The sequence below is a fragment of the Komagataeibacter europaeus LMG 18890 genome, from assembly GCF_000285295.1.
In the GTDB taxonomy this organism is placed as follows: domain Bacteria; phylum Pseudomonadota; class Alphaproteobacteria; order Acetobacterales; family Acetobacteraceae; genus Komagataeibacter; species Komagataeibacter europaeus.
Genome location: NZ_CADP01000047.1, coordinates 1 through 22,312, shown reverse-complemented (window position 1 = coordinate 22,312; position 22,312 = coordinate 1). Strand labels below are relative to the sequence as shown.

At 62.6% G+C, this 22,312-nt stretch carries 19 protein-coding genes and 1 pseudogene; 9 read left to right on the top strand and 11 right to left on the bottom strand.

All coding sequences use genetic code 11. The annotated features are described in order from the left end of the window. Positions 1–410: pseudogene (locus GEU01_RS13055) on the bottom strand (IS5-like element IS1031A family transposase); the annotation flags it as partial. Between the two features lie 30 nt (positions 411–440). Continuing rightward, a complete protein-coding gene (locus GEU01_RS22780; RefSeq protein ID WP_019086448.1) occupies positions 441–1,616 on the bottom strand; it encodes an amidase in 1,176 nt (391 codons plus the stop codon). Between the two features lie 294 nt (positions 1,617–1,910). Between GEU01_RS22780 and GEU01_RS13045 the strand changes: the two genes are divergently transcribed. From GEU01_RS13045 to GEU01_RS13020, 6 genes are all read left to right on the top strand, one after another. Continuing rightward, complete coding sequence (locus tag GEU01_RS13045; protein WP_019086447.1) at positions 1,911–2,849, top strand: LysR family transcriptional regulator; 939 nt, start codon at positions 1,911–1,913, stop codon at positions 2,847–2,849. Positions 2,850–3,011: 162 nt separating this feature from the next. Then, positions 3,012–3,902 (top strand): NUDIX hydrolase, encoded by an 891-nt coding sequence (locus tag GEU01_RS13040; RefSeq protein ID WP_010507441.1) that lies wholly within the window; start codon positions 3,012–3,014, stop codon positions 3,900–3,902. A 142-nt stretch (positions 3,903–4,044) separates the two neighbouring features. Beyond that, positions 4,045–5,025, top strand: a complete 981-nt coding sequence (gene nadA / locus GEU01_RS13035; RefSeq protein ID WP_019086446.1) for a quinolinate synthase NadA — start codon at positions 4,045–4,047, stop codon at positions 5,023–5,025. Next, a complete protein-coding gene (locus GEU01_RS13030; protein WP_019086445.1) occupies positions 5,022–6,584 on the top strand; it encodes an L-aspartate oxidase in 1,563 nt (520 codons plus the stop codon). Before nadA ends, GEU01_RS13030 begins: the two co-directional genes overlap by 4 nt. Then, positions 6,581–7,435, top strand: a complete 855-nt coding sequence (gene nadC, locus GEU01_RS13025) for a carboxylating nicotinate-nucleotide diphosphorylase (RefSeq protein ID WP_019086444.1) — start codon at positions 6,581–6,583, stop codon at positions 7,433–7,435. The genes GEU01_RS13030 and nadC overlap by 4 nt, the downstream gene beginning before the upstream one ends. Positions 7,436–7,475: 40 nt before the next feature. Further along, positions 7,476–7,976: a hypothetical protein gene (locus tag GEU01_RS13020; protein ID WP_019086443.1), complete on the top strand. Its 501-nt coding sequence runs from the start codon at positions 7,476–7,478 to the stop codon at positions 7,974–7,976. A gap of 100 nt (positions 7,977–8,076) precedes the next feature. Here the strand turns inward: GEU01_RS13020 and GEU01_RS13015 are convergent, their stop codons facing one another. From GEU01_RS13015 to GEU01_RS12995, 5 genes are all read right to left on the bottom strand, one after another. Further along, positions 8,077–11,601 (bottom strand): YhaN family protein, encoded by a 3,525-nt coding sequence (locus GEU01_RS13015; protein WP_019086442.1) that lies wholly within the window; start codon positions 11,599–11,601, stop codon positions 8,077–8,079. Further along, the gene (locus tag GEU01_RS13010) at positions 11,588–12,847 is read right to left on the bottom strand and encodes a metallophosphoesterase family protein (protein ID WP_042710861.1); all 1,260 of its coding nucleotides are present in this window, start codon (positions 12,845–12,847) and stop codon (positions 11,588–11,590) included. The genes GEU01_RS13015 and GEU01_RS13010 overlap by 14 nt, the downstream gene beginning before the upstream one ends. Before the next feature lie 85 nt (positions 12,848–12,932). Next, positions 12,933–14,402: an NAD-dependent succinate-semialdehyde dehydrogenase gene (locus tag GEU01_RS13005; RefSeq protein WP_019086440.1), complete on the bottom strand. Its 1,470-nt coding sequence runs from the start codon at positions 14,400–14,402 to the stop codon at positions 12,933–12,935. A 36-nt stretch (positions 14,403–14,438) separates the two neighbouring features. Then, positions 14,439–15,725, bottom strand: coding sequence for a 4-aminobutyrate--2-oxoglutarate transaminase (gene gabT, locus GEU01_RS13000; protein ID WP_010507449.1), 1,287 nt, complete (start codon positions 15,723–15,725; stop codon positions 14,439–14,441). Between the two features lie 107 nt (positions 15,726–15,832). Then, positions 15,833–16,786, bottom strand: a complete 954-nt coding sequence (locus GEU01_RS12995) for a LysR substrate-binding domain-containing protein (protein ID WP_019086439.1) — start codon at positions 16,784–16,786, stop codon at positions 15,833–15,835. A 17-nt stretch (positions 16,787–16,803) separates the two neighbouring features. Between GEU01_RS12995 and GEU01_RS25755 the strand changes: the two genes are divergently transcribed. Continuing rightward, positions 16,804–17,100, top strand: coding sequence for a hypothetical protein (locus GEU01_RS25755; protein WP_155820337.1), 297 nt, complete (start codon positions 16,804–16,806; stop codon positions 17,098–17,100). A gap of 33 nt (positions 17,101–17,133) precedes the next feature. Beyond that, a complete protein-coding gene (locus GEU01_RS12990) occupies positions 17,134–18,036 on the top strand; it encodes a LysR family transcriptional regulator (protein ID WP_026018726.1) in 903 nt (300 codons plus the stop codon). A gap of 13 nt (positions 18,037–18,049) precedes the next feature. Here GEU01_RS12990 and GEU01_RS12985 read toward each other — a convergent pair whose 3' ends face one another. The 4 genes from GEU01_RS12985 to GEU01_RS22775 form a co-directional block, all read right to left on the bottom strand. Continuing rightward, the gene (locus GEU01_RS12985) at positions 18,050–18,397 is read right to left on the bottom strand and encodes a hypothetical protein (RefSeq protein ID WP_232272529.1); all 348 of its coding nucleotides are present in this window, start codon (positions 18,395–18,397) and stop codon (positions 18,050–18,052) included. A gap of 64 nt (positions 18,398–18,461) precedes the next feature. Further along, positions 18,462–18,668: a cold-shock protein gene (locus GEU01_RS12980; protein ID WP_007398099.1), complete on the bottom strand. Its 207-nt coding sequence runs from the start codon at positions 18,666–18,668 to the stop codon at positions 18,462–18,464. A 226-nt stretch (positions 18,669–18,894) separates the two neighbouring features. After that, entirely contained in the window at positions 18,895–19,584 is a 690-nt protein-coding gene (locus tag GEU01_RS12975; RefSeq protein ID WP_019086436.1) for a Fe2+-dependent dioxygenase, read from the bottom strand. Positions 19,585–19,614: 30 nt separating this feature from the next. Next, a complete protein-coding gene (locus tag GEU01_RS22775; RefSeq protein WP_019086435.1) occupies positions 19,615–21,792 on the bottom strand; it encodes a TonB-dependent receptor in 2,178 nt (725 codons plus the stop codon). 45 nt (positions 21,793–21,837) lie between these two features. Here GEU01_RS22775 and GEU01_RS22770 point away from each other — a divergent pair. After that, a partial coding sequence (locus tag GEU01_RS22770) for an IS4/Tn5 family transposase DNA-binding protein (protein ID WP_198284471.1) occupies positions 21,838–22,312 on the top strand: 475 nt, incomplete at its 3' end.

The following is a 22,312-nucleotide window of genomic DNA, read 5'->3' as shown; positions in this document are numbered from 1 at the left end:
CCCGCGTCATAGCCCGAAAGCCCGCCGCTTTCCGTAGTTTTCACCGACTGGCTGTCAATCACGCCCGCGCTCGGGGAGGCTTCACGCCCCTCGATCTCGCGCAGGCTCATGACCAGCACCGTATTCATGACCTCGAACAGCCCAGTATCACGCCAGGCGTAGAAATAGCGCCTGACAGTCGAGACCGGCGGAAAGCATTTCGGCAGCAGGCGCCACGCGCACCCGGCCGAGGCTATGTAGAGCATCGCATTGACCACCTCGCGCATATCCGTCGTGCGAGGGCGACCGCCCCGTTTCGCAGGGGGCACAAATGGCATGATCAAAGCCCATTCCCCGTCCATCATATCCGATGGATATCGCAGTCCTTCCCGGCTATGTTCACGTCGGGCAATACCAGTCCATGTCACCATTCACTCCATCTCTTCGTAAAGACGGATGAATCACAACAGGCTGGTATTGTTCAAAAACTTTCGGATCAGGCTCTTAGGCGTGGTGGGCGATAGAACAATGTCAACATGTTCAAACAGTTGAGCACATTTGCGCCGCATGGCAAATGTCTGTCCCAATCCATCCACGGCGGCGACGCCGCTGACCTTCTCGCCGCGTTGCGCCCATGTGCGGATGAAGGGCAGCACCTTTTCCAGCCTGTCGGGGGGAAGCTGGCTCAGTTCCGCCCAGCTGCGTGCGGACCAGTAATGGTCCAGCCCTGACAGCATCGTAGGTGTCATGACCGGATCTACCGGGATGATTTTAGCCCCCATGTCCGCCAGTACGCCGGCCATGTTTTCAATTGCGACACGGATTTCATCATCCAGTTCCAGCCCACAGCCTGCATCCAGCATCAACCCGACCTTCAGGCCCCGTACATCCATGCCCTTGTAATAGCTGTCCCAGTCAATATCCGCATAAGGCAGGCTGGTCGCGTCACGCGCGTCGAGCTGGGACAGCACATTCATCATCAGCGCCGCATCGCCCACCGTGCGGGTCATGGGGCCTGCGCAGCGACCGATATAATAGGGATCGATGGGAATGCGCCCGAGGGAGGGCTTGAACCCGACCAGCCCGCACCATGCCGCGGGCAGCCGGACGGATCCCCCAATATCAGTGCCGACATGCAGTGGCCCGTAACCTGCCGCCGCCGCCGCGGCAGCACCCGCGCTGGAGCCGCCGGGGTTGCAGGCCAGATTCCATGGATTGCGCGCCAGCGGGTGGAATGTCGAAAGCCCCGACGACAGCATGGCGAAATCGGGTACCGTGGTTTTCGCGAAAATCAGCGCGCCCGCTTCCTTCAGCCGGGCGGCTGGCGGGGCGTCGTATGTTGCGGGTACCAGCTTGGTGGCGATGCTACCCTGCGGGATGGGCAGGCCCCTGGTTGCGATCAGTTCCTTCAGCGTTGCGGGCACGCCATCCAGGATGCCGCAGGGGCGACCGTTCATCCACCGCTGTTCCGACAGGCGCGCTTCACTGACAAGCCTGTCGGGTTCATAGGCGTACAGCGCCCCAAGCGTGCTTTCCCAGCGTGCGATATGCGCGATCAGCGCATTGGCGTATTCAACCGGGGAAAGGGTTCTTTTCCGATAGGAAGAAAGGATTTCTCGTGCCGTCAGGTCCATCATGGGCGTAGGTTCCTTTATTCCCCCTTTCACCCTGTAATGACAGGATAAATATTTAGGGAGGGCATGTTATTTCGAGAACATAATGATATGGGTCGCCCATCGCGCATGAATATCCCAAATTTGTGCGCAGGGTGGGATACAAAACGATCCTCATCCGAAACGATATTGTAAAGTCATGTCTTTTTGGCCAGTCGGGGCGTGATTTTTCTGGTTTCCTACTTTTTTCTTAAAATATTACCGCCTGACGTATATGTTCGATGCTATTGGCCCGGTGCGTCTCAATGGGGAATATGTATGTCACTTAAAGCCCTGCAACTGTTCCTGATCGTGGCGCAGGCGGCATCCCTGCGGCAGGCTGCCCAGCGACTGAACATGACCCCCACCGCCCTGCGCCGCCAGATTGACAGCCTTGAATATTATTTCGGATCGGAACTGATTGACCGCAATGCAGGCGGCATCAGCCTGACCGAGGCAGGCCAGCTGCTGCTGGGGCAGGCGGCGCGCATCCTGAATGATATCGCGGTGACCCGTACACAGATCGACGACCTGAAGCAGCTGAAACGCGGCACGGTCAGGATACAGGCAGGTGGCGCGATCGTGGCCGAACTGCTGGTGCCCACCATCTGCACGGTCCATGAACAGTATCCCAACCTGCGCTTTCATGTGTTCGAAAGCAGGGCGTCGGGTCTGGTTGAGGCCCTGACCGATGGCGGGATCGACCTGGTGGTCAGCCTGTTTACCCCCGAAACGGCCCAGTCCTTTGTCAGCCACAGCATACAGCTCAGGCATAGCGTGATCGTCAGCACGGATCACCCGCTGGCCTGCAGGCCGTACGTGACCATCAATGAACTTGCGTGCCATGCGCTGGCCATTCCCGATGAATCCTTTGGCGTGCGCCGTGAACTCAACCGCGCGGCACGGGCCCGCGGCATTACCCTTGACCCTGCCTTCGTGACGGGTTCGCTGGTCATGCAGAAGGAAGTGGCGATGCGCGGCATGGCGGCCCTGGTCCTGCCCCCGGAATGCTGCCGGCGGGAAATACAGGACGGGCTGCTATGCGCCATTCCCATCCAGCCCGCCAACGCCATCAGTGCGCGGCTGGACCTGTGCAGCCTGCCCCAGCGGCGCAAGTCTTTTGCCTGCCAGGCGCTGTTTGACGCGCTGGCGCAACAGATGCGCATCGGTTTCGCGGCCGGCGCGCTGGAACGCGTGCATGAAGTGTCACGGGCCTGACCCCCGCCCGGCGGCGGCAGATATCGTGGATATTTACGGTATATGACATGATGTGGTGTACGGGCCATGGGCGCCGTGCGGCCCGTATCGCCGGGCATTGGGAAATTCACTCCCCAACCCAGTGGGTTGCATGATACATCTTTCCCCGACATGACAACCCAGATGATGATCGAACTGATTGCCGTCCTGACAGCCGTGCGTGACGATGTGCCACAGGTCATGACGATCGACCATGGTCGCCTGCTACCGTCCGGGCCGCTGGAAAGTACCCACCGCTCCCTGCAGGCAGGGGTCAGGGCATGGGTGGAACGCCAGACCGGCCATCCCATCGGGCATGTGGAACAGCTGTACACCTTTGCCGACCATGACCGCCTGCTGGCTACGGGGCAGGGCAGGCTGATTGCCATTTCCTACCTCGCCCTGACCCGCAGCCACGCCGGGGAGACGGGCTGGCGGGACTGGTACGACTATTTTCCATGGGAAAACACCAAGACGGATGCGGGACGGGACTGCCTGGCCATTATCGAACGCCTGCTGTGCCGGTGGGTGGCGGACATGGACAACGCCGCCGCGCGGGTGCGGCAGTGGCAGCGATGCGTCACCCTGTTCGCCATTGGCGACATGGTGGCCTGGAATGATGAACTGGTGCTGCAACGCTATGAACTGCTGTATGAAGCAGGGCTGGTTGCCGAAGCAGGCTGCCCGCCGGAAGATGCCGTGCCGGGGCAGGCAATGCATCATGACCACCGCCGCATACTGGCCACCGGCATGGCGCGGTTGCGTGCAAAGATACGTTACCGCCCTGTTGTGTTCGAGCTGATGCCGGAGGAATTCACGCTGCTGCAATTGCAGCGCGTGATGGAAAGCCTGTCGGGTGTCCAGATCCACAAACAGAATTTCCGCCGCCTGATCATGCAGCAGCAACTGGTTGAGGAAACAGGCGGAATTGAAGAAAATACCGGCGGTCGCCCCGCCCGGCTGTACCGTTTCTGCGGGGAGGTCAGGCAGGCGCGGCAGTTCGTTGGCACCAAGATTCCGCTGTTCCAGCCCTGATGGAAAAAAGGGCACCTCACGAAAAACCTGATTGACAAGCGGTCTGTTTGCCTTTTCTACTGTCCCACCGGCTTCTGCTGCTTGGCTTATACTCAATATGAGCATAAAGAGTGTGGCAGGCATGGCAGAAGGGAGAACAGGCATGAACCAGATTAAGCCGCGTGGCGGAACAGACGGGCTGTATGACCGGGTGCGGCATCTGGTCCCGGAAATGGAATGGGAAACTTTTGTCGAGGATATCCGCGCGATCGAAACGCTCAAGCGTGAACGCAACGCCGTCATCCTCGCGCATAACTACCAGACGCCCGAAATCTTCCACTGCGTAGCCGATATCCGCGGTGACAGCCTGGCCCTGGCGCGGGAGGCACAGGAAACGGACGCGGATGTGATCGTCATGGCCGGTGTCCATTTCATGGCGGAAACGGCCAAGATGCTGAACCCGCACAGCACCGTCCTGATCCCCGACCTGCATGCCGGCTGTTCCCTGGCGGATTCCATTACCGGGCGCGACGTGCGCCTGCTGCGCGAACGCTATCCCGGCGTGCCGGTCGTGACCTACGTCAACACTTCAGCCGAGGTGAAGGCCGAAAGCGATATCTGCTGCACGTCGGGCAATGCGAAGCGCGTGGTGGAAGGCCTTGGCACCGACCGTGTCATCATGATCCCCGATGAATTCCTGGCCCGCAACATCGAAGCCGAAACCGGGATCAAGATGATCACATGGGCCGGTCATTGCGAGGTGCATGAACGTTTCACCCCGCAGGAAATCGAGCGCATGCGCGCCGACCACCCCGGCCTTGTGGTCCTGGCCCACCCTGAATGCCCGCCCGAAGTGGTGGCGGTATCCGATTTCAGCGGCTCTACCGCCATGATGGGTGATTTCGTGCGCGACCATACCGGCAGCCGCATCCTGCTGGTGACCGAATGTTCCATGAGCGACAATCTCGCGGTGCAGTATCCCCAGACCGAATTCGTGCGTCCATGCAACATGTGCCCGCACATGAAGCGTATCACCCTGTCCAATATCCGCCACGCGCTGGAAAACATGACGCATGAGGTTACGCTGGACCCGGAACTGGCCAGCCGTGGCCGCCGCGCCGTTGAACGCATGCTGGCGATATGACATCCCTTCCGCCGCTGGGCCAGCTTGCCGGGCAGCCGCTGATTATCGGTGGCGGGCTGGCGGGCGTCATGACCGCGCTGTCCACCGCGCGTCCCTGCGTGCTGGCCTGTCCGGGGCGGCTGGATGAAATACGGCCCCCCCTTGCCGCCAGCATGCTGGCGCAGGGCGGCATGGCGGCGGCCATGGGCGCGGATGATACGCCCGCGCTGCATGCGGCGGATACGCTGGCGGCCGGGGCGGGGTTATGTGACGCCACGGTGGTCGATCGCGTAACGGCGGCGGGGCCCGCGGCGGTTGAACGCCTGACCGCCCTGGGCGTGCAGTGGGACAGGCAGGCCGATGGCAGCCTGCAACTGGGACTGGAAGCAGCCCACGGGCGGCGGCGCATCGTGCATGCGGGGGAAGACGCCACCGGGGCCACCATCATGCGCGCGCTGGTTGCCCGTGTGCGGCGGACCCCACGTATAACGGTGCTGGAACATGCCCACGCGCATGACCTGCTGGTACGGGATGGCGGGATCGTGGGGTGCGTGCTTGTTGTAGGCGGGCAGACCGTCACGCTGTCCACCCCGGCCGTCGTGCTGGCCACGGGTGGGGTGGGCGGCCTGTTTGCCGATACCACCAATCCCGCCGGCGCCACGGGGAGTGGCCTTGCCATGGCCGCGCGCGCGGGCGCGGTGCTGGGCAACATGGAATTCGTGCAGTTCCATCCAACCGCGCTTTCCGCCGGACCCGAAGGGCAGCGCCTGTCCCTGATCAGTGAGGCGGTGCGGGGGGAAGGTGCAACCCTGATTGATGAGACCGGCGAACGCTTTACCGATGAACTCGCCACCCGTGACAGCGTGTCCCGCGCGGTCTGGCGTCACATGATGGATGGCCACAGCGTGTATCTGGATGCCCGCACGGCGCTGGGCGCGGCCTTTCCACGACATTTTCCCGCCATATCCGCGCTGTGCGCGGCCCGTGGCATTGATCCCGCAACGCAGCCGATCCCCGTGCGCCCCGCGGCCCACTACCATATGGGCGGCATCATGGTGGACCCTGCGGGCCGCACCGGGGTCACCGGCCTGTGGGCGGCGGGCGAGGTCGCGTGCACCGGCCTGCATGGCGCCAACCGGCTGGCCAGCAATTCCCTGCTGGAAGCCGTGGTGTTTGGCACATGGATCGGCCAGCAGATGGATGATGGCCTGCCGCAGGCCGCCACGTTGCCCGATGTTTCGCTTTTTCCATCCGATCCGGCACCGTCTCCCGTATCGTTGCACCTGCGGCGGATCATGAGCCGCCATGCCGGGGTGATCCGTACGGGTGGTGACCTGCGCAACGGCCTGAAACAGGTCCTGCCCATTGCGAATACGGATGCCGGGCTGGTCTGTGCCGCGATCCTGCTTGCCGCCCTGTCGCGGCATGAAAGTCGGGGTGGCCATTTCCGCAGTGACTATCCCCATGCCGGGGCCGTGGCCACGCCGTCGCGTTTCAGCCTGACGGATCTCCATGCCCGGCTGGCGGAAATGCGTGATACGTTTTCCCCCGCAGCCCTGAATGAAAGAATGCCCTCATGATCCATCCCCTGCCAGACATCATGCTGGAACCGCTGGTGCGTGCGGGCCTGCTGGAGGATCTGGGGCGCGCGGGCGACCTTACGACCGATGCGGTGATCGTGGACGGGGATGCCCACGTTTCCGCCGTGCTGGCCGCGCGGCAGGATGGGGTGATCGCCGGGCTGGACATGGCGCGCCTGTCCTTTGCGCTGATGGATCCGCGCATCGTGTTCGAGCCGCATGTGCGTGATGGCCAGGCCGTGACACGTGGCGCGCACCTTGCCACGGTGCGGGGCCCCGCGCGTGGCATCCTGTCGGGGGAACGGGTGGGGCTGAATTTCCTGTCGCATCTTAGCGGTATCGCGACCGCCACGGCGCGGCTGGTGGAACTGGTCCGGCCCTATCGCGCCAGTATTACCTGCACGCGCAAGACCATGCCCGGCCTGCGGGCGATCCAGAAATATGCGGTCCGGGCCGGGGGCGGCAGCAACCACCGCTTCGGCCTTGATGACGCCATCCTGATCAAGGACAATCATATCGCCTTTGCTGGCGGGATCACGCCCGCGGTACAACGCGCACGTCAAGCCGCGGGACATCTGGTGCGGATAGAGCTGGAGGTCGATACGCTGGCCCAGCTGCGCGAGGGGCTGGAAACCGGCGACGTTGATGTCTTCCTGCTTGATAACATGCCGCCCGACGTGCTGCGTGAGGCCGTGCGCATTGTCGACGGCCGCGCCGTGACCGAGGCATCGGGCGGGATAACGCCCCAGACCGTCACCGCCGTGGCGCAGGCGGGGGTGGACCTGATCTCCCTTGGCTGGCTGACGCATACCGTGCGCGTCATGGATATCGGGCTGGATTACCAGCCGTGATCCTGTAGGACGGAAGCCATCCATACAGGGGAGAACCACAATGACATCCGCCATCACCACCCGCGCGGGTTATCTGTGCGCGCTGCTACTGGGAACCACCATCATGGCGGTGGGCGCGCAGGCCCAGCCCGACATGCAGCAGGCGCAGCAGCGCGCCCAGCAGATGGAGCAGATGCGTATGCAGCATGACCAGCAAATGCAGCAGATGCAGCAGATGCAGCAGCAGCAGATGCAGATGCGCCAGCAGGAACAGCAGATGAACATGCAGCGTGACCAGCAGAGGCAACAGATGCAGCAGCAGTTCCGCCAGCAGCAGATGCAGCTGGACCAGCAGGAACGCCAGATGGGCAACCAGCCCGGTGGCCGTGAACAGATTGCCCGCCAGCGTGAACAGTTCCGCATGCAGCAGCAGCAGCAGGAACAGCAGATGCGCCAGCAGTTCCGGCAGCAGGACGAACAGCTACGCCAGCAGCGTTTCCAGATGCAACAGCAGCAGGACCAGCAGCGCAGGCAGATGATGCCGGGGCCGCAGAACTGGTAAAAAGCCAGTAAGGCGTAAAGAAGTCTTTGGTGAATCTTTTTACAAAAAACCTTGGAAGACGCCGTCTTTTTTAAAAAAAGGCGGCACCCCGAAACTTTTATTATTTTCCCGTCATTGCAACAGGTTTGGCAATGGGCGTGCGGGGTAGTTCCAGCAGGTTGATGCGGACATCCCCATCACGCATTTCATCGCGCAGGGCGCGGGTCATGTCGCGTATGCTGTCATGGTGGGTAAACAGCAGCACCTGTGTGGTACGGGCAAAATCAGCCAGCACCCGCAGGGTGCCCAGACTGCGCGCATCATCGAACTGCACCAGCAGGTCATCGGCGATGAAGGGCAGGGATTCGGCTGATTTGCAGTAGGTTTCCACGCTGGCCAGCCGAAAGGCCAGAAAAAGCTGGTCGCGGGTGCCGGCACTCATCATCATGACCGGCACGGTGCTGCCATCGTGGCGCACGCCATGCACGACCGGTTCATCATGCGCATCAAGTTCCGTCCTGATGCCGGCAAAAGCCCCCAGCGTGGCAAGGGACAGGAACTGTCCCGCACGTGTAACCAGCGGATCCTGTTGCGCTGCCCGCACGCGGTCAATCGCATCGGCGATCAGTTTGCGGGTCAGGGTCAGCCGGGTATATTCCTCCACAATCTGGTGCAGGCTGGCAATGGCGGCCTCGCGTCGTGCGGCGGCCTGCTGGGCATCCGTGTTGTGTTCGAATGCACGTAGCGCCATGTCCTGTTCCTGTTCGGCACGCACGGCGTTGTCACGCAGGCGCTGCAGGTCGGCCAGGCGGTCATGGATCCCTGCTATTTCCGCCTTCAGTTCCGGCAGGTCGCGTCCATCCAGGGCACGTTCCAGTTCGGCAGGGGACTGCCCGTCCGTCATGCGCGACAGGGTATCGCGTGCCTGCGCCTGGTCATGCTCCAGCCGGTCGCGGTGATCCAGCCGGGCAGCAAGCTGACGCAGGGCGTCCATGCTGTCAGTATGCGTACGGACCATCAGCGCATCAATGGCCGTGCGGGCGTGCGACAGGCTGGCTTCGCTATCAATTACATCCCGGTTGGCCGCAGCCAGCGCCGGCTGCAGGGCTTCGCGCTGATGCCGGGCTTTTTCCGCCGCCTGCCACTGACGGTCCAGTTCCTCGGCCGCTGCCACCCCGTCATGTGGCAGGGGCAGGGGCAGATCCTTCCGCATGGTATCGAGAACCTGCGCCAGCGCCTGCCCGGTGGTGCTGGCCTGTGTACGGGCTTCGTGCAGTTCCGCCAGGCGTTCGATATGCGCGGGGGCCGCCGCCCATTCGGTCGCAAGGTCACGCGCGACATCGGGCAGGGCATCCGCCGGAAGACCGATGGCCTGCATGGCGCTGGCCCATTTCTGCTGCCATGCCTGCCGTGCGGCGATCAGGTCCGTACCCTGCTGGCGCAACTGTGCCTGCAGGGGAAGCAGTTCATCCAGTTCGCGCCGTAGCCTGCCGTATTCTTCATGCCCGCTGACATGCGCGCGCACGGCGGCGGTGGCGGCTTCAACGCAGGCAGGCAGGTCCAGTGCGGGATCAATCCCCAGCCGCTGCGCCAGCCGCCGCAGCCGGTCATGTACTACATCGGGGCGGATGCGTTCTTCCGCCAGTGCTGCCCGTTCGGCTGCGACCTGTTCGGCGTCAGTCAGCAACTGCGCGCGTTGCTGTATGAACGCCAGTAGGGATTCGGGTGTTGCCGCACGGGACTGCAGGGCGGGGAAGGGCGCGATGAATTCCTGCCACTGGCGGGTAAGCTGCTTTTCTATCTCCGCCCGGTTATGGTCATGGAAGGCGATTTTTTCCATGCAATGGCTGATGTCGTGGCGCAGTCCCTCGATCCGGGCAACACGGTCCGCCTGCGCCATCAGTTGTGCCGACAGGCTGTCCGCCCGTTCCAGGGCGGCGTCCAGCGCCACGGCACGGACCTGGCGCGTGGATACGGGCGTGTCGTGGTCGGGATGCAGGTAGGTGGCGCGGATTTCCTGCCACAGCGTGTCGCGCTGGTCGCGCGCGGCCGCCAGCATGTCCGGTGTTATGGAACTGCCTGCCTGTTCCAGTCGCGTAAGCTGGGGCTGCAACGTGGTCAGGCGTTCGCGTTCCGCCGCCAGCGTGCTGGCCAGACGGTCGTGCTCAATGCGCAGTTTATGCTGGGCCTGCGTGATATGATGCACGCCGTCGGCGGCAGGGCAGTGCAGGTGACGCAACTGGTCCACCGTATCCGCCCCCAGTGCCCGCGCCTGCGCCGCAAGGCTGGCCTGACGCTGGTCCAGGGTCGCCGCGCGCAGCGCCAGCCGCTTCATTTCCGTGGACAGGGCGGCAAAGGAGGCTGTGTCTTCATGCAGCGGCAGGTCGTGGCCATCTGCCTGCAGGCTGTCCATGCGGCGCTGTTTCTGCGCAATGGCTAGGTCCGTCTGGCGGGCCTGCTGTTCCAGATTGTCGTGCTGGTTACGCCACCGGGCCTGTGTGTCAGCCAGTACGCGGATGCTGTCCAGAACCGTACGGTCCGGCATGGACTGGCGTAAATCGGCATCCGCACCCTTGTCCAGCCGCTGGCGCAGGCTGGCCAGGCTTTCATTTATGCTGCGCCATTTTTCGTCCTGCGCAGCCTTCAGCGCACGGTGCTGGCGGACACTCTGGCCAAGGCGGATGGCCTGCATGACGGGATCGCGCAGGGCGGCAAGGGCAGCCTGCGCCGGGGATATGGCCGTCTGCTGTCGCAATTGCGTGGCCTGCGCCACGGCGGCGTCATGGCGGCTGGTCGCAGCGTCGCATGTATCCAGCGCAGTGGTGATGGTGGCGGCCATGCCCGCGGGCAGGGCGGCAAGATCGGCCTGTGCAGTCAGTTCATCGTGCAGCCGACCGATGTCGCGCAGCACAGGCACGGCTTTTTCCAGCCGTTCGTAGCGGGCGTGCAGGCGGCGCAGTTCGTCCTGTTCATGGCTTATGTCAGTTTTCTGCTGGCGGGCTTCGTCACGCAGGCGACAGTGTTCGGTATAGGCGTCATGGGTGAGCGAGGCTTCCCTCAGGCTGTCCCTTGCGGCGTTGAAGTCATCCAGCGCCTTGTAGAACGCACGTTCAACCCCGCGCCGCGGGGTGAACAGGGCATTGCGGCGTGCGTCGATTGCCTCCAGCCGTTCCACAAGGGCGCGCAGGCCGCCGCCTGCTTCCACGATCAGGCGGCCGATATCCCCGTTCGCCCGCAGCAGTTCCGCGCCACCGGAACGCAGGGTTTCATCATTCAGCCCGAACAGCGCGGCAAAGCGCTCCCGCGTCATCGCCCCCAGCGGCTGCGCCAGCACGCTGTCGGGCATCGCGTTGCGATCAGGGTCCTGCAAGGTGTTCTTGCGGCCCTTGTGGCGGCTCAGTTCCAGTACCTGTCCGTCATCAAGCCGTAACTGCGCATCCAGCCGGATCTGCGCATTGCCAAACATGGCCCAGGCAGTCGACAGGTTGGGAATGCCGAACAGGAAATCCGACAGGGCGGACAGGCAGGTGCTCTTGCCCGCCTCATTGGGACCATGAATGACGTGCAGGCCGCGACCGTCCCCGAAATCAAGGTCAAGGTCGGCAATCCCGCCATATTTGACAATGCGGAAGTTACTGATGCGCATTGTCGCTGCCCTCCGGATTTTCCACCAGCGACAGGGCAAGGTCGACCGCGCGTGCCGGCACGTCGTTGAGAATGCTTTCCCGCATTTCATCCGTCCGCGCCTGGGCGGGCACGCGCTCCATTACGGTCTTCAGGATATCGGACAGTTCCGCCTGCAATGCCTCCGGCGTTGCTGCCTGTCGTATGTCGGCCGCGATCCGGCCGCCGGTGGTGTGGTCCAGAACAGCGGGACGCTTGGGCGGGCGGGTATGGATTTTCAGGCGTTCAAGCCATATCTCATCGGGCAGGCTGGCCAGGATCGCCTCGATTTCCAGGTGTACATCCTGCGTGTCACGGATCAGGTGGGCATGCAGCGCGCTCGCCCCCACCAGTTCCAGCCTCAGGGCAATCGGTCGGCCCCGTGCCTGCTCGATCAGGTCCTGCCCGACGCGGCGGATGCATCCGGCCATGTCGGCTGGCGTTGTGGCATGGGTCAGGTCCACGACCTCGCTGGCCCAGCGCACGGCGTCAAGTACCTGATGTTCGACGGACGCCACATCCCCGCCGCGCACCGTGACCAGCGACGCGCCTTTCGGTCCGGCTTCACGCGCGTGGCGTCCCTGCAGGTTGCCCGCGTACACCACGTACGGGTTTTCATTCAGGATTTCGTGGGTGTGTACATGGCCCAGCGCCCAGTACTGGTAGCCGTGGTTGACCAGTTGCTCCACCGTGCAGGGGGCGTAGGTTTCATGTCCCTCCCGTCCCTGGCAGGCAGTATGCAGGATGCCGATGTTGAACAGGCCGGGCACGGGGGGCGGGTATTTGCGGGCGATATTGTCGGTTACGTCGCGGCGGCCAAAGCTGCGGCCATGCACGGCAACGCCCAGATCCTCCATGACGCGGGTTTCAGCCCTGCTGGTGGCGAACAGGTGGACGTTGTCCGTTACATGCAGGTGCCTGGCAAAACGGTTTTCCGCATCGTGATTGCCAAGTATCATGAAAACGCGAATGCCCGCCTGCTGCAGTCGCGCCATGCCGTTGATGAAGAACAGGCCGCACTGCGTATCGCGCAGGTCACCATCAAACACGTCGCCCGCCAGCACGACAAAGCGGCATTCGGTCTGGATGGCCAGGTTGATCATGTCATTGAAGGCGCGACGCGAGGCATCGGCGATCAGGCGGGCATATTCGTCCGATTTTTCCGTCAGCCCCAGCAGCGGGCTGTCCAGATGCAGGTCGGCGGCATGAAGAAAGCGGAATTCGTCCATGCCGCCATCGTAATCCATTGAAAGCGGAAGTAAATGCGCGCCTTCCCCTTCATGTCTGAAAGAGGACGGGCGCGCCTGGCGCCGGTCAGGCGGTATGGTCGGTGATATCGGTGCAGATATACTTCATTTCCATGTATTCATCCATGCCGTAGCGCGATCCCTCGCGTCCCATGCCGGACTGCTTGATGCCGCCAAAGGGGGCGACTTCGTTGGAAATCAGGCCGGTGTTGTGACCCACCATGCCGTATTCCAGCGCTTCGGCCACGCGATGGGCACGGGCATGGTCGCGGGTGAAGAAATAGGCGGCCAGACCATATTCCGTGTCATTGGCCATGGCGATGGCCTCCGCTTCCGTGTGGAAGCGGAACAGCGGGGCCACGGGGCCGAAGGTTTCCTCATGCGCGATGCGCATGGAGGGGGTCGCGTCACGCAGCACAGTGGGGCGATAGAACAGTTCGCCCGCATTGTCGCGCGCACCGCCGCACATGATGGTCGCGCCATGCGATACCGCGTCATTAACATGTTCTTCCACCTTGTCGCGCGCCTTCGCGCTGATCAGCGGCCCGATGACGGAATCAGGATCGCTGCCCGGTCCCACCTGCAGCTTTTCCACCACGCGGGCGAAGCGGGTGGCGAATTCGTCATAAATGCTGTCCTGCACCAGAATGCGGTTGGCGCAGACGCAGGTCTGCCCGGCATTGCGGTATTTGGCGGCGATGGCGCTTTTGATCGCCTGTTCGATATGTGCGTCGTCAAATACGATGAAGGGCGCGTTGCCGCCCAGTTCCAGCGACAGGCGCTTGAGTGTCGCCGCCGACTGCGCCATCAGGATCCGCCCGACCTGCGTTGAACCCGTAAACGACAGCTTGCGGATATCGGGGCTGGCGCACAGCGCCTTGCCCAGTGTCACGCCGTCACCGGGCAACACCTGCAGCAGGCCGGCTGGCACGCCTGCCTGCCGCGCCAGTTCCGCCAGCGCGAGCGCCGTCAGCGGCGTGTCTTCCGACGGCTTGACGATCATGGCGCAGCCTGCCGCCAGCGCGGGTCCGGCCTTGCGGGTGATCATGGCGGCGGGGAAGTTCCACGGCGTGATCGCGGCGCATACGCCCACGGGCTGGCGGATGACGCTCAGCCGGGTGGCCGGGTTGGTCGGCGGAATGACATCGCCGTAGGCGCGCATGGCCTCGGCCGCGAACCACAGCAGGAAACTTGCGGCATAACGGATCTCGCCCGCGGCTTCCGCGCGGGGCTTGCCCTGTTCGGTCACGATCAGGGTGGCGAGGTCATCGACATTGTCCATCACCAGGTCATGCCAGCGCGTCAGGATCACCTGTCGCTGCGCCCCGGTGCGGTTGCGCCATTCCGCCTGCGCGGTGACTGCGGCGGCAATGGCGTGGTCCACGTCCGGCGCGCCGCATTCGGCCACTTCCGCCACGACGGCGCCGGTGGCGGGGTTGTGCACGGGACGGCGCGCGCCGCCCGCCGCGGGGCACCATGTGCCGTTAATGAACGCATCCTTGCGGAACAGGGATGTATTGGAAAGATGTACGGTCATTTCGGTCTCCGGTACGGGCGGGCGGTCGGGATGGGTTCAGGCTGCGGATTCTGCCAGAACCTGCTCGATGATTTTCATCCCTTCATCAATGATCGCATCCGATGCCGTCAATGGTACGAGGATCCGAATGGTTGCGCCCTGCGTGCCACATGACAGCAGGATCAGCCCTTTTTCACATGCCCGCGCGCAGATGGCCGCCGCAGCGCCCGCACGCACCCCCGGCTTGCCATGTTCTTCCAGAATGTCGAAGGCGATCATCGCCCCCAGGCCACGCGCGCGACTGACAGGCAGCAGTTTTGTGTTGGCGTGCAGGCGGTCGATGTGGCGACGCAGGTTTTCGCCAATCGTGTTGGCGCGTTCCACCAGCTTTTCATCACGGATGATGTCCAGCACGGCCAGACCCGCGGCACAGGCCAGCGGCGCGCCGCCATAGGTGCCGCCCAGGCCGCCGGGGCCAACCGCATCCATAAGGTCCGCGCGCCCGATCACGCCCGAAAGCGGCAGGCCACCACCCATGGACTTCGCAACCGAAACCAGGTCGGGCTGCACGCCGGAATGTTCGATGCCGAACAGGCGGCCCGTGCGGGCGAAGCCGCTCTGCACTTCGTCGGCCACCAGCTTGATGCCGTGTTCGTCACAGATGCGGCGCAGGGCGACCAGCAGTTCCGTGGGCGCCACGCGGAAGCCGCCTTCGCCCTGCACGGGTTCGATGATGATGGCGGCGACGCTGGAAGCGGGCAGGTCGGCGGCGAACAGGAAGTCCAGCATGCGCAGCGTGTCCGCCACCTTCACCTCTTCCCCGTCAGGGAAGGGCAGGTGATAGACTTCACCCGGCAGGGTGCCGAACGGGGCCTTGTAGGGCTTGACCTTGCCCGTCATGGCCGATGCCAGCAGCGTGCGGCCATGGAACCCGCCGGTAAAGGCGATGATGCCGTTGCGCCCCGTTGCCGCGCGCGCGATCTTCACCGCGTTTTCCGTAGCCTCCCCCCCGGTGGAGAAGAAAATGGTCTTGGCCGGGCCTTCAAACGGGGCCAGTGCGTTCAGCTTTTCCGCCAGCGCGATATACGGCTCATACGCCGAGACCTGGAACGCGGTATGCGTGAAGCGGTCAAGCTGCGCGCGCACGGCTTCCAGCACCTTCGGGTGACGGTGGCCCACGTTCAGCACGGCAATGCCACCGGCGAAATCAACGTAGCGGCGGCCTTCCACATCCCACAGTTCGGCATTTTCCGCCCGGTCGGCGAAAACGGGGGTGGAGGTCGCTACCCCGCGCGGCACGGCGTGGTTGCGGCGGGCAAGAAGATCCTTGTTGGTCAGTGTCATGGCCTGTTTTCATCCCTGTGGGGTGCGTGGGGGCTGTGGATACAGCCATTTCGGTCATGTCCCACGTAACGGGTCCGCAACAGGGTGGGGAGGCGCTTTTTTGGCGATCAGTGGTGACCGGATGTCACCATGCCCGTGGTATCCGCATGCAACTGCGCTTCCAGCCATGTGCGCAGCATCCCCATTGGCCGGGCCTGCCACGCCTGTTCCGTCGCGCGCAGGACATAGGCCCCCAGCGATACATCACGCAGCGGGATGTCCGTGGTGGTGACCCGTACCAGGCGGCCGGTCTGCAGGTCATCTTCCAGCAGGTAGGCATTGGCCAGCGCGATCCCTTCGCCCGCCCGCGCCGCCGCCAGTGCCAGATGCGCCTGCCACAACCGGCTGCAGCCGGTCACATGCGTGACCTCGACCGACTGTCCCGCAAACCATAGCCGCCATTCCGTGTCATTGTCTTCAATCAGCAGCGGGGCGTGCAGCAGGTCGGCGGCACGGCGCAGCGGATGGGCAAGGCGGTGCAGGCAGGCAGGACTGGCGACAGGAAAAACCGGTGGTCGCGCCACGGGCAGGGCACGTACGCGCGGCGCGATGGAGGCGGTGTTATGGTCGTTGATGTAGCGGATATCGGCATGCAGCACGGTGTCGATCCGGTCGGGATCAAACCGGCAGTCGGAATCAACCGGGCGCAGCATCAGGTCCACGCCGGGATAGGTCTGCCGGAAACTGGCCAGCCGTGGCAGCAGCCAGTGATAGGCGATGCCATGCGAGCACGTCAGGGTCACCTGCGGCATCTGCCCGCGTATGTCCGCCGTGGCGCGGGCAAGCCCGTCCAGCAGGGGGGTAATGCGGGCGTGGTAGTCATGCCCTTCGGGGGTCAGGCCGCCCTCGCTACGGTTGCGCAGGGCGACGCCAAGGGTGTTTTCAAGGTCACGCAGATGGCGGCTGACCACGGCATGATCCACCCCCAGTGCGGCCGCGGCACGACGGATGCCGCCGGTGCGCGCATAGGCCACGAAGGCATTGAGGGCCGCGAGCGGCGGGATGTGGTAGCGCCATTCCATGAGGCGCGGATGCTAGCATGAACGGGCCGGATCAAAAACAGCGCGGGCGCGAAAGCCCGCCGTCGGGAGATTACGCAGGCCACGGAAAGTTTTTGGTGATGCTTTTTTTAAAAAACCGTCAAACGCCGTCTGTTTGGAAAAAGGCGGCATCCAGAAACTTTTGTTATTTCTATCAAGGAGTTATTTTTAAATATGGTGAGTGCCGGACCGGGATCATGCAAGTGGCGCGGCGCCCGTTGCATGGTGGCCCGTGTTCCCTTCCCACGGCAGGGATATCTGGACATTCACTGGTGAATGGCGCGGTTGTCCGATAAGACCATGATGTTTCTTGTCAGGACGGATTTAGTGTGTTTCTGCGACAGTTGACCTACCTGATAGCCCTTGATCGCTATCAGCATTTTTCCCGCGCGGCGGAAAGCTGCGGTGTCTCGCAGCCCGCGCTGTCTGCGGCGATACGCCAGCTTGAAGCCGAACTGGGTATTACCATCATCCGTCGCACCCGGCGTTTCAACGGCCTGACGGACGAGGGGCGGCGCGTGCTGGCATGGGCGCGCCAGACGCTGGCGGCGCTGGACGGGTTGCGGCAGGAAGCGGCTTTCGCGCAGGAAGTGGCGGGGGGCACGCTGTCCATCGGGGCCATGCCACCGGGGATGCAGGCCATTCCCCTGTTGCTGGAAAGTTTCCGTAGCGCCATTCCCGGCCTGCACCTGCAGGTCCGTATCGGTTCATGCGCGGATACCATCCATCGCCTGCGGCAGCAGCAGCTTGACCTCGGGCTGGTCTATCTGGACCAGATCGCGTCCGACGCGCCCTTTGACGTCCTGCCGCTTTTTACCGAACAGCATGTTCTGGTGGCGACCGAACCGATTGTCCTGCCCGCGGGGCGACGTGAGTGGAGTACATTGGCCGATCTGCCCCTGTGCCTGCTCAGTCCCGAAATGCGCACGCGCCAGATCGTGGATGCCGCATTCAGGGGGGCGGGGGTAACGCCCACTGTGGTGCTGGAAACAAATTCGCTGGAAGTGCTGTATGCCGAACTGCTGGCCGGGCGACTGGCCAGCATATTGCCCGTCATGGCCCTGCCAACCCATACCGGGCATTGCCGCCTGCAGGTCCGCCCGCTGGGCCCCTGTAGCGTGCCGGAGGTCGGGCTGGTGCGCCTGACCCAGTCCCTGCCAACCGCGCTGACGGTGCGGGTATGGGAAATTGCCGGCAATATGGACATGCGCGACATTTTTGCGGTGGGCTGAATGTGGCGCCCGGTCAGGGCGTGCGGCGCATGTTTCGCAATACCTGCCGTTCGGCCTGCTGGAAGGCATTCCAGTCCTGCCGCGCGTCATTATCGTCCGTGGGGGTGGGCATGTCACGGCTGTCGGTGCGCCCATGTTCATGTCCCACCGGGGATGACAGGCCGGTGGACTGGCTGGAGCCGGGCAGTGGGGCGAAATGCGCCAGTGGAGTCGTGGAGGGCATGGACAGGCCCGATGGGGCCATCGGCGCGTGGGGCAATGCCACACTGCCATTCCAGCCGCCGGGGACCGCGCCGGGCATCTGTGCCATGGCATGATGCAGGGGCAGGCAGGCCAGCGCCAGTATCAGGAACCGGAACATGCTGTCTGGCTGTAAAAAGGGGTAGAAATAAAAACGGCAGGAACCGGGGGTCCTGCCGAAATTATCAGCCAATCTTCAGATTGACTGCGGAAGACTTGCCATTACGGCCCCGTTCGAGGTCGTAGGTCACAGCCTGTCCTTCGTTCAGGGTCTGCTGGCCCGCCTGCTCCACTGCGGAGATGTGAACGAAAGCGTCGGCGCTTCCGTCATCAGGCTGGATAAATCCAAAGCCCTTCTGGGCGTTGAACCATTTAACTGTTCCTGCGGCCATGTCTTGGCCTCCTTGCGTAACCGGCACCTCCGCGCGAACATGCGCGGAATCGAGACTTTTCGTTATATCGGGGATGCCAGAAGGCCGCGTAGCGAGGCTGCAATTGAAATCTTGTCCGTAGCTGAAAAGTCCAGCCGTGAGACATCTTGTATAGAGGTTGCACACAAATAGCACGGAAAATATTCAAAAAAGCGGAAATATTTCCTGCCGGGCACCGGACGACGGGCTAAAGCATGCACCACTGGCGCATCATGTTGTGGTAGATATTGGTCAGTGACAGCACCGCGGAATCGGCATCCCCCAGCCGTTCGCGCAGCGATGTCACCTGCATGTCCAGGTCAAACATGATCTGCCGCCGGCTTTCCTCCGCAATCATGGACTGGGACCAGAAAAAGGCTGCCAGCCTGCTGCCCGCCGTTACCGGGGTGACGCTGTGCAGCACGGTGGTGGGATACAGGATCATGTCGCCTGCCGGCAGCTTTATGGCCTGTTCATTGCCATTGGCGTGGATGGTCAGTTCGCCGCCGTCATATTCATCCGGATCGGAAAAAAACAGCGTGGAGGAGACATCGGTGCGGATACGCGTATGGATGCCCCCCGACAGGATGCCCCGTATGGCGTTGTCCACATGCGCGCCAAAGCGCATGCCGTTTTCATAGCGGTTGAACAGCGGCGGACTGACCCGGTAGGGCAGCACCGCACTGTTGAACAGGGCATTGCGGCCCAGCGCGCGCAGCACAAGCTGCCCCAGTTCAAGACAGGCTTCCGAATCCCGGGGCAGCTGCAGGTTGTTCTTGGCCATGGCCGACTGCGCGCCTGCCGTCTCGCGGCCATCGGTCCACTGCGCGTTTTTCAGTGTCCTGCGGCAATGGGCCAACTCATCGGCCGTAAGCAGGGCGGGAATGTGCAGCAGCATGGCGGAACCTTGGGCGTATGGCGTTGGGGATCAGTACTGGGCCGAGATGTTGAACAGGAACGACCGCCCGATGGACGGCGTTACCCGGTTTGAAAACAGGCTGCCGTAATTCAGACGGTTATCAAGGTTATAGGCGTTCATCGCCACTTTCCAGTGGTCGGCGAAATGGTGGGACACCATGGCGTCGAATTCCACCGTGGCGGGCACGCGCGCCGTATTGGCCTGATCCAGCCATACACCCTGCCGCCACGTGATGCCGCCGCCAATGGTCATGTTCCATGGCTTGCGCGGGGCGATCTCGTAGCTGGTCCACGCCGTGGCCTGGTTATGGGGCACGTACTGGATCTGCCCGCCCTGCTTGGATGTGGCGGACCCGGCCTTGGTGATGGTGGGGTCATACAGGGCATAGGTGCCATAGAACATCCAGTTGGGCAGCAGGGTGCCCGATGCGCTGAGTTCAAGTCCCTGGTTGCGTTCCTGGTCACTGGTGGCGGTAATGTCCCCGGTGGAAGGGTCGGTCTGCACCGAATTGTTCTTTTCCAGCCGGAACAGGGCCGCGGTAAAGCCGACGCGGTCGTGGAAGGCGCTGTATTTCGCACCCACTTCATACAGCCTGCTGCGTTCGGGCGCGGCACTTGCGTTCTTGGCGTTCATGGGTTCGGAACTGTTGGTGACGTACATGCTCAGCGGCGTGGTGGATTCCGACCAGTTGAAATACACCATCAGGTTGCTGCGCGGGGTGTACATGATGCTGACGGACGGGTTGATGGTGGTTTCGTTCTGCCCGTAATGCACATCCGGTGTCGCGGTGCTGCCGCCGGTGGCGCTGTAATGGCTGTTCCAGTTGTCCCAGCGGAAGCCGGCCTTTACCGACAGGTAATCCGTCAACCAGATCTGGTCGGACAGGAAGAAGCCCACATCCAGCGCGTCGCTGTCCTTGTAGCACTTGCGGCCGACGCCGTTGCCGATATTGACCAGCCGGTTCGGATACTGGTTACAGTCCCCCAGCGTCAGGCCGGGCACGTAGGGTGAGGGGGCAAGCAGGCTGGTGCCGGGGCGGTTGGAGCCATAGGCATAGTTCTGCCTGTGGTCGGTCACATATTCGATGTCGAACCCGCCGATGATCTCGTGCCGGATCCGCCCGGTCTTCAGGTGGGCGACGCCGGAAAACACATCCTGTATGGACCAGTCGCTCTGCCGGTAGGGTTCGGGGCCACCGACCCCGCCATTACGCGCCACCTGGGCTGCGCCGGGGTTGGAGGAAAAAAAGTCGGACTGGCAGGTGGAGGAAGGCGACACACCATTGAACGTGTTGTTGGTCAGCACGGCACCGCTGCTGAAGTTCGAGCACGCTTCCTGTGATGCGGAGAAATAGCGGTGGAAGATGCCGCCGCGCATGTCGTTATACAAGGTCAGGATCGGGTTCACCCTGGCCGTCAGACGGCCGGTGATCATGTCCGTGCTGGAATTGTCCTGGTCATAGGTGGTGCCATACCAGTTGGTGCGCTTGACGCCGTATTCGGTAACAGGACGGCCAATGGCGTTGGCTGATGAATATACGACCGGCACGCCATAATCGGGAATGCGGTTATCGTTCTGGTGGAAATATTCCAGCACGAACGACACTTTCTTGCCCAGACCGAAGGCGATGGACGGCGCAATCCCCCAGCGGTGGGAATAGATGTCGTCACGCCCGACAACATTGTTTTCGTTGCCCATGCCCGTCAGGCGGAAGGCGGTCGTGCTGTTCAACTGGTAGTTCACGTCCAGCGTGCCGCGGTAATAGGACCCGCTGCCACCCGAAAAACTGGCCTGGTAGCTGTTGCCCAGATGCGGGGTCTTGGTCACGATATTGATCGCGCCACCGGTGGTGCCGTTACCGAATACTTCCGATGACGGGCCCTTGATGACCGAAACATGGTCGTAATAGAAGCTGTCGCGCGTATAGACGCCAAAGTCACGCAGGCCGTTTTCATAAATATCGTTCTGGGCCGCGAAACCACGGATCAGGAACTGGTCGCCCGCCATGCCGCCTTCGCCTTCACCCACCGATGCGGTGATGCCGGGCACGTTCTTCAGCGCTTCATCCAGGGATTTGACATTTTGCTGTTGCATCAGCACCTGCGGCACCACGTTCACGTTCTGTGGCGTGTGCATGGCGTCCTGCGGCATGCGGCTCAACCCGATGGATTCATGCAGCACATTCATCGGCGATGCGGTGACATGGGTCAGGTCATGGGATGTATCGGATGAATGGTTGTACAGGTCCGTCGTATCTTGCAGTTACCCACAAATCTGCTGTTCTTGAATTTTGTGCTTGATGCAGATGAATCTGTTGTGATTCCTTTTCTGTCACCTTTATGCAGGCGGGGTGTGAGAATGGTACAGGATTGGGTCATACAGGAAATATCCGGATCTGACCTTGGCGACGAGCGCCTGAACAGGCGTCTGGGCACGATGCTCGCGGCACTTGCTGAACGACCGGGCAAGTCTCTCCCGACGGCATTTCAGGATTGGTCTGCGACCAAGGCAGCATATAGATTTTTTGCAAATGCAAATGTAAGCGAAGACAAAATCCTTGAAGGGCATTTTTCTGCTACCGCCCAGCGTTTCGATGCGACTGCAGGGCCAGTCCTGATCCTGCAGGATACAACGGAGTTTTCCTTCACCCGAGCATCTCCCGAAAAGATCGGGTTTACCAAGGTCTCTACGGGAGGCAGGGAAAAAA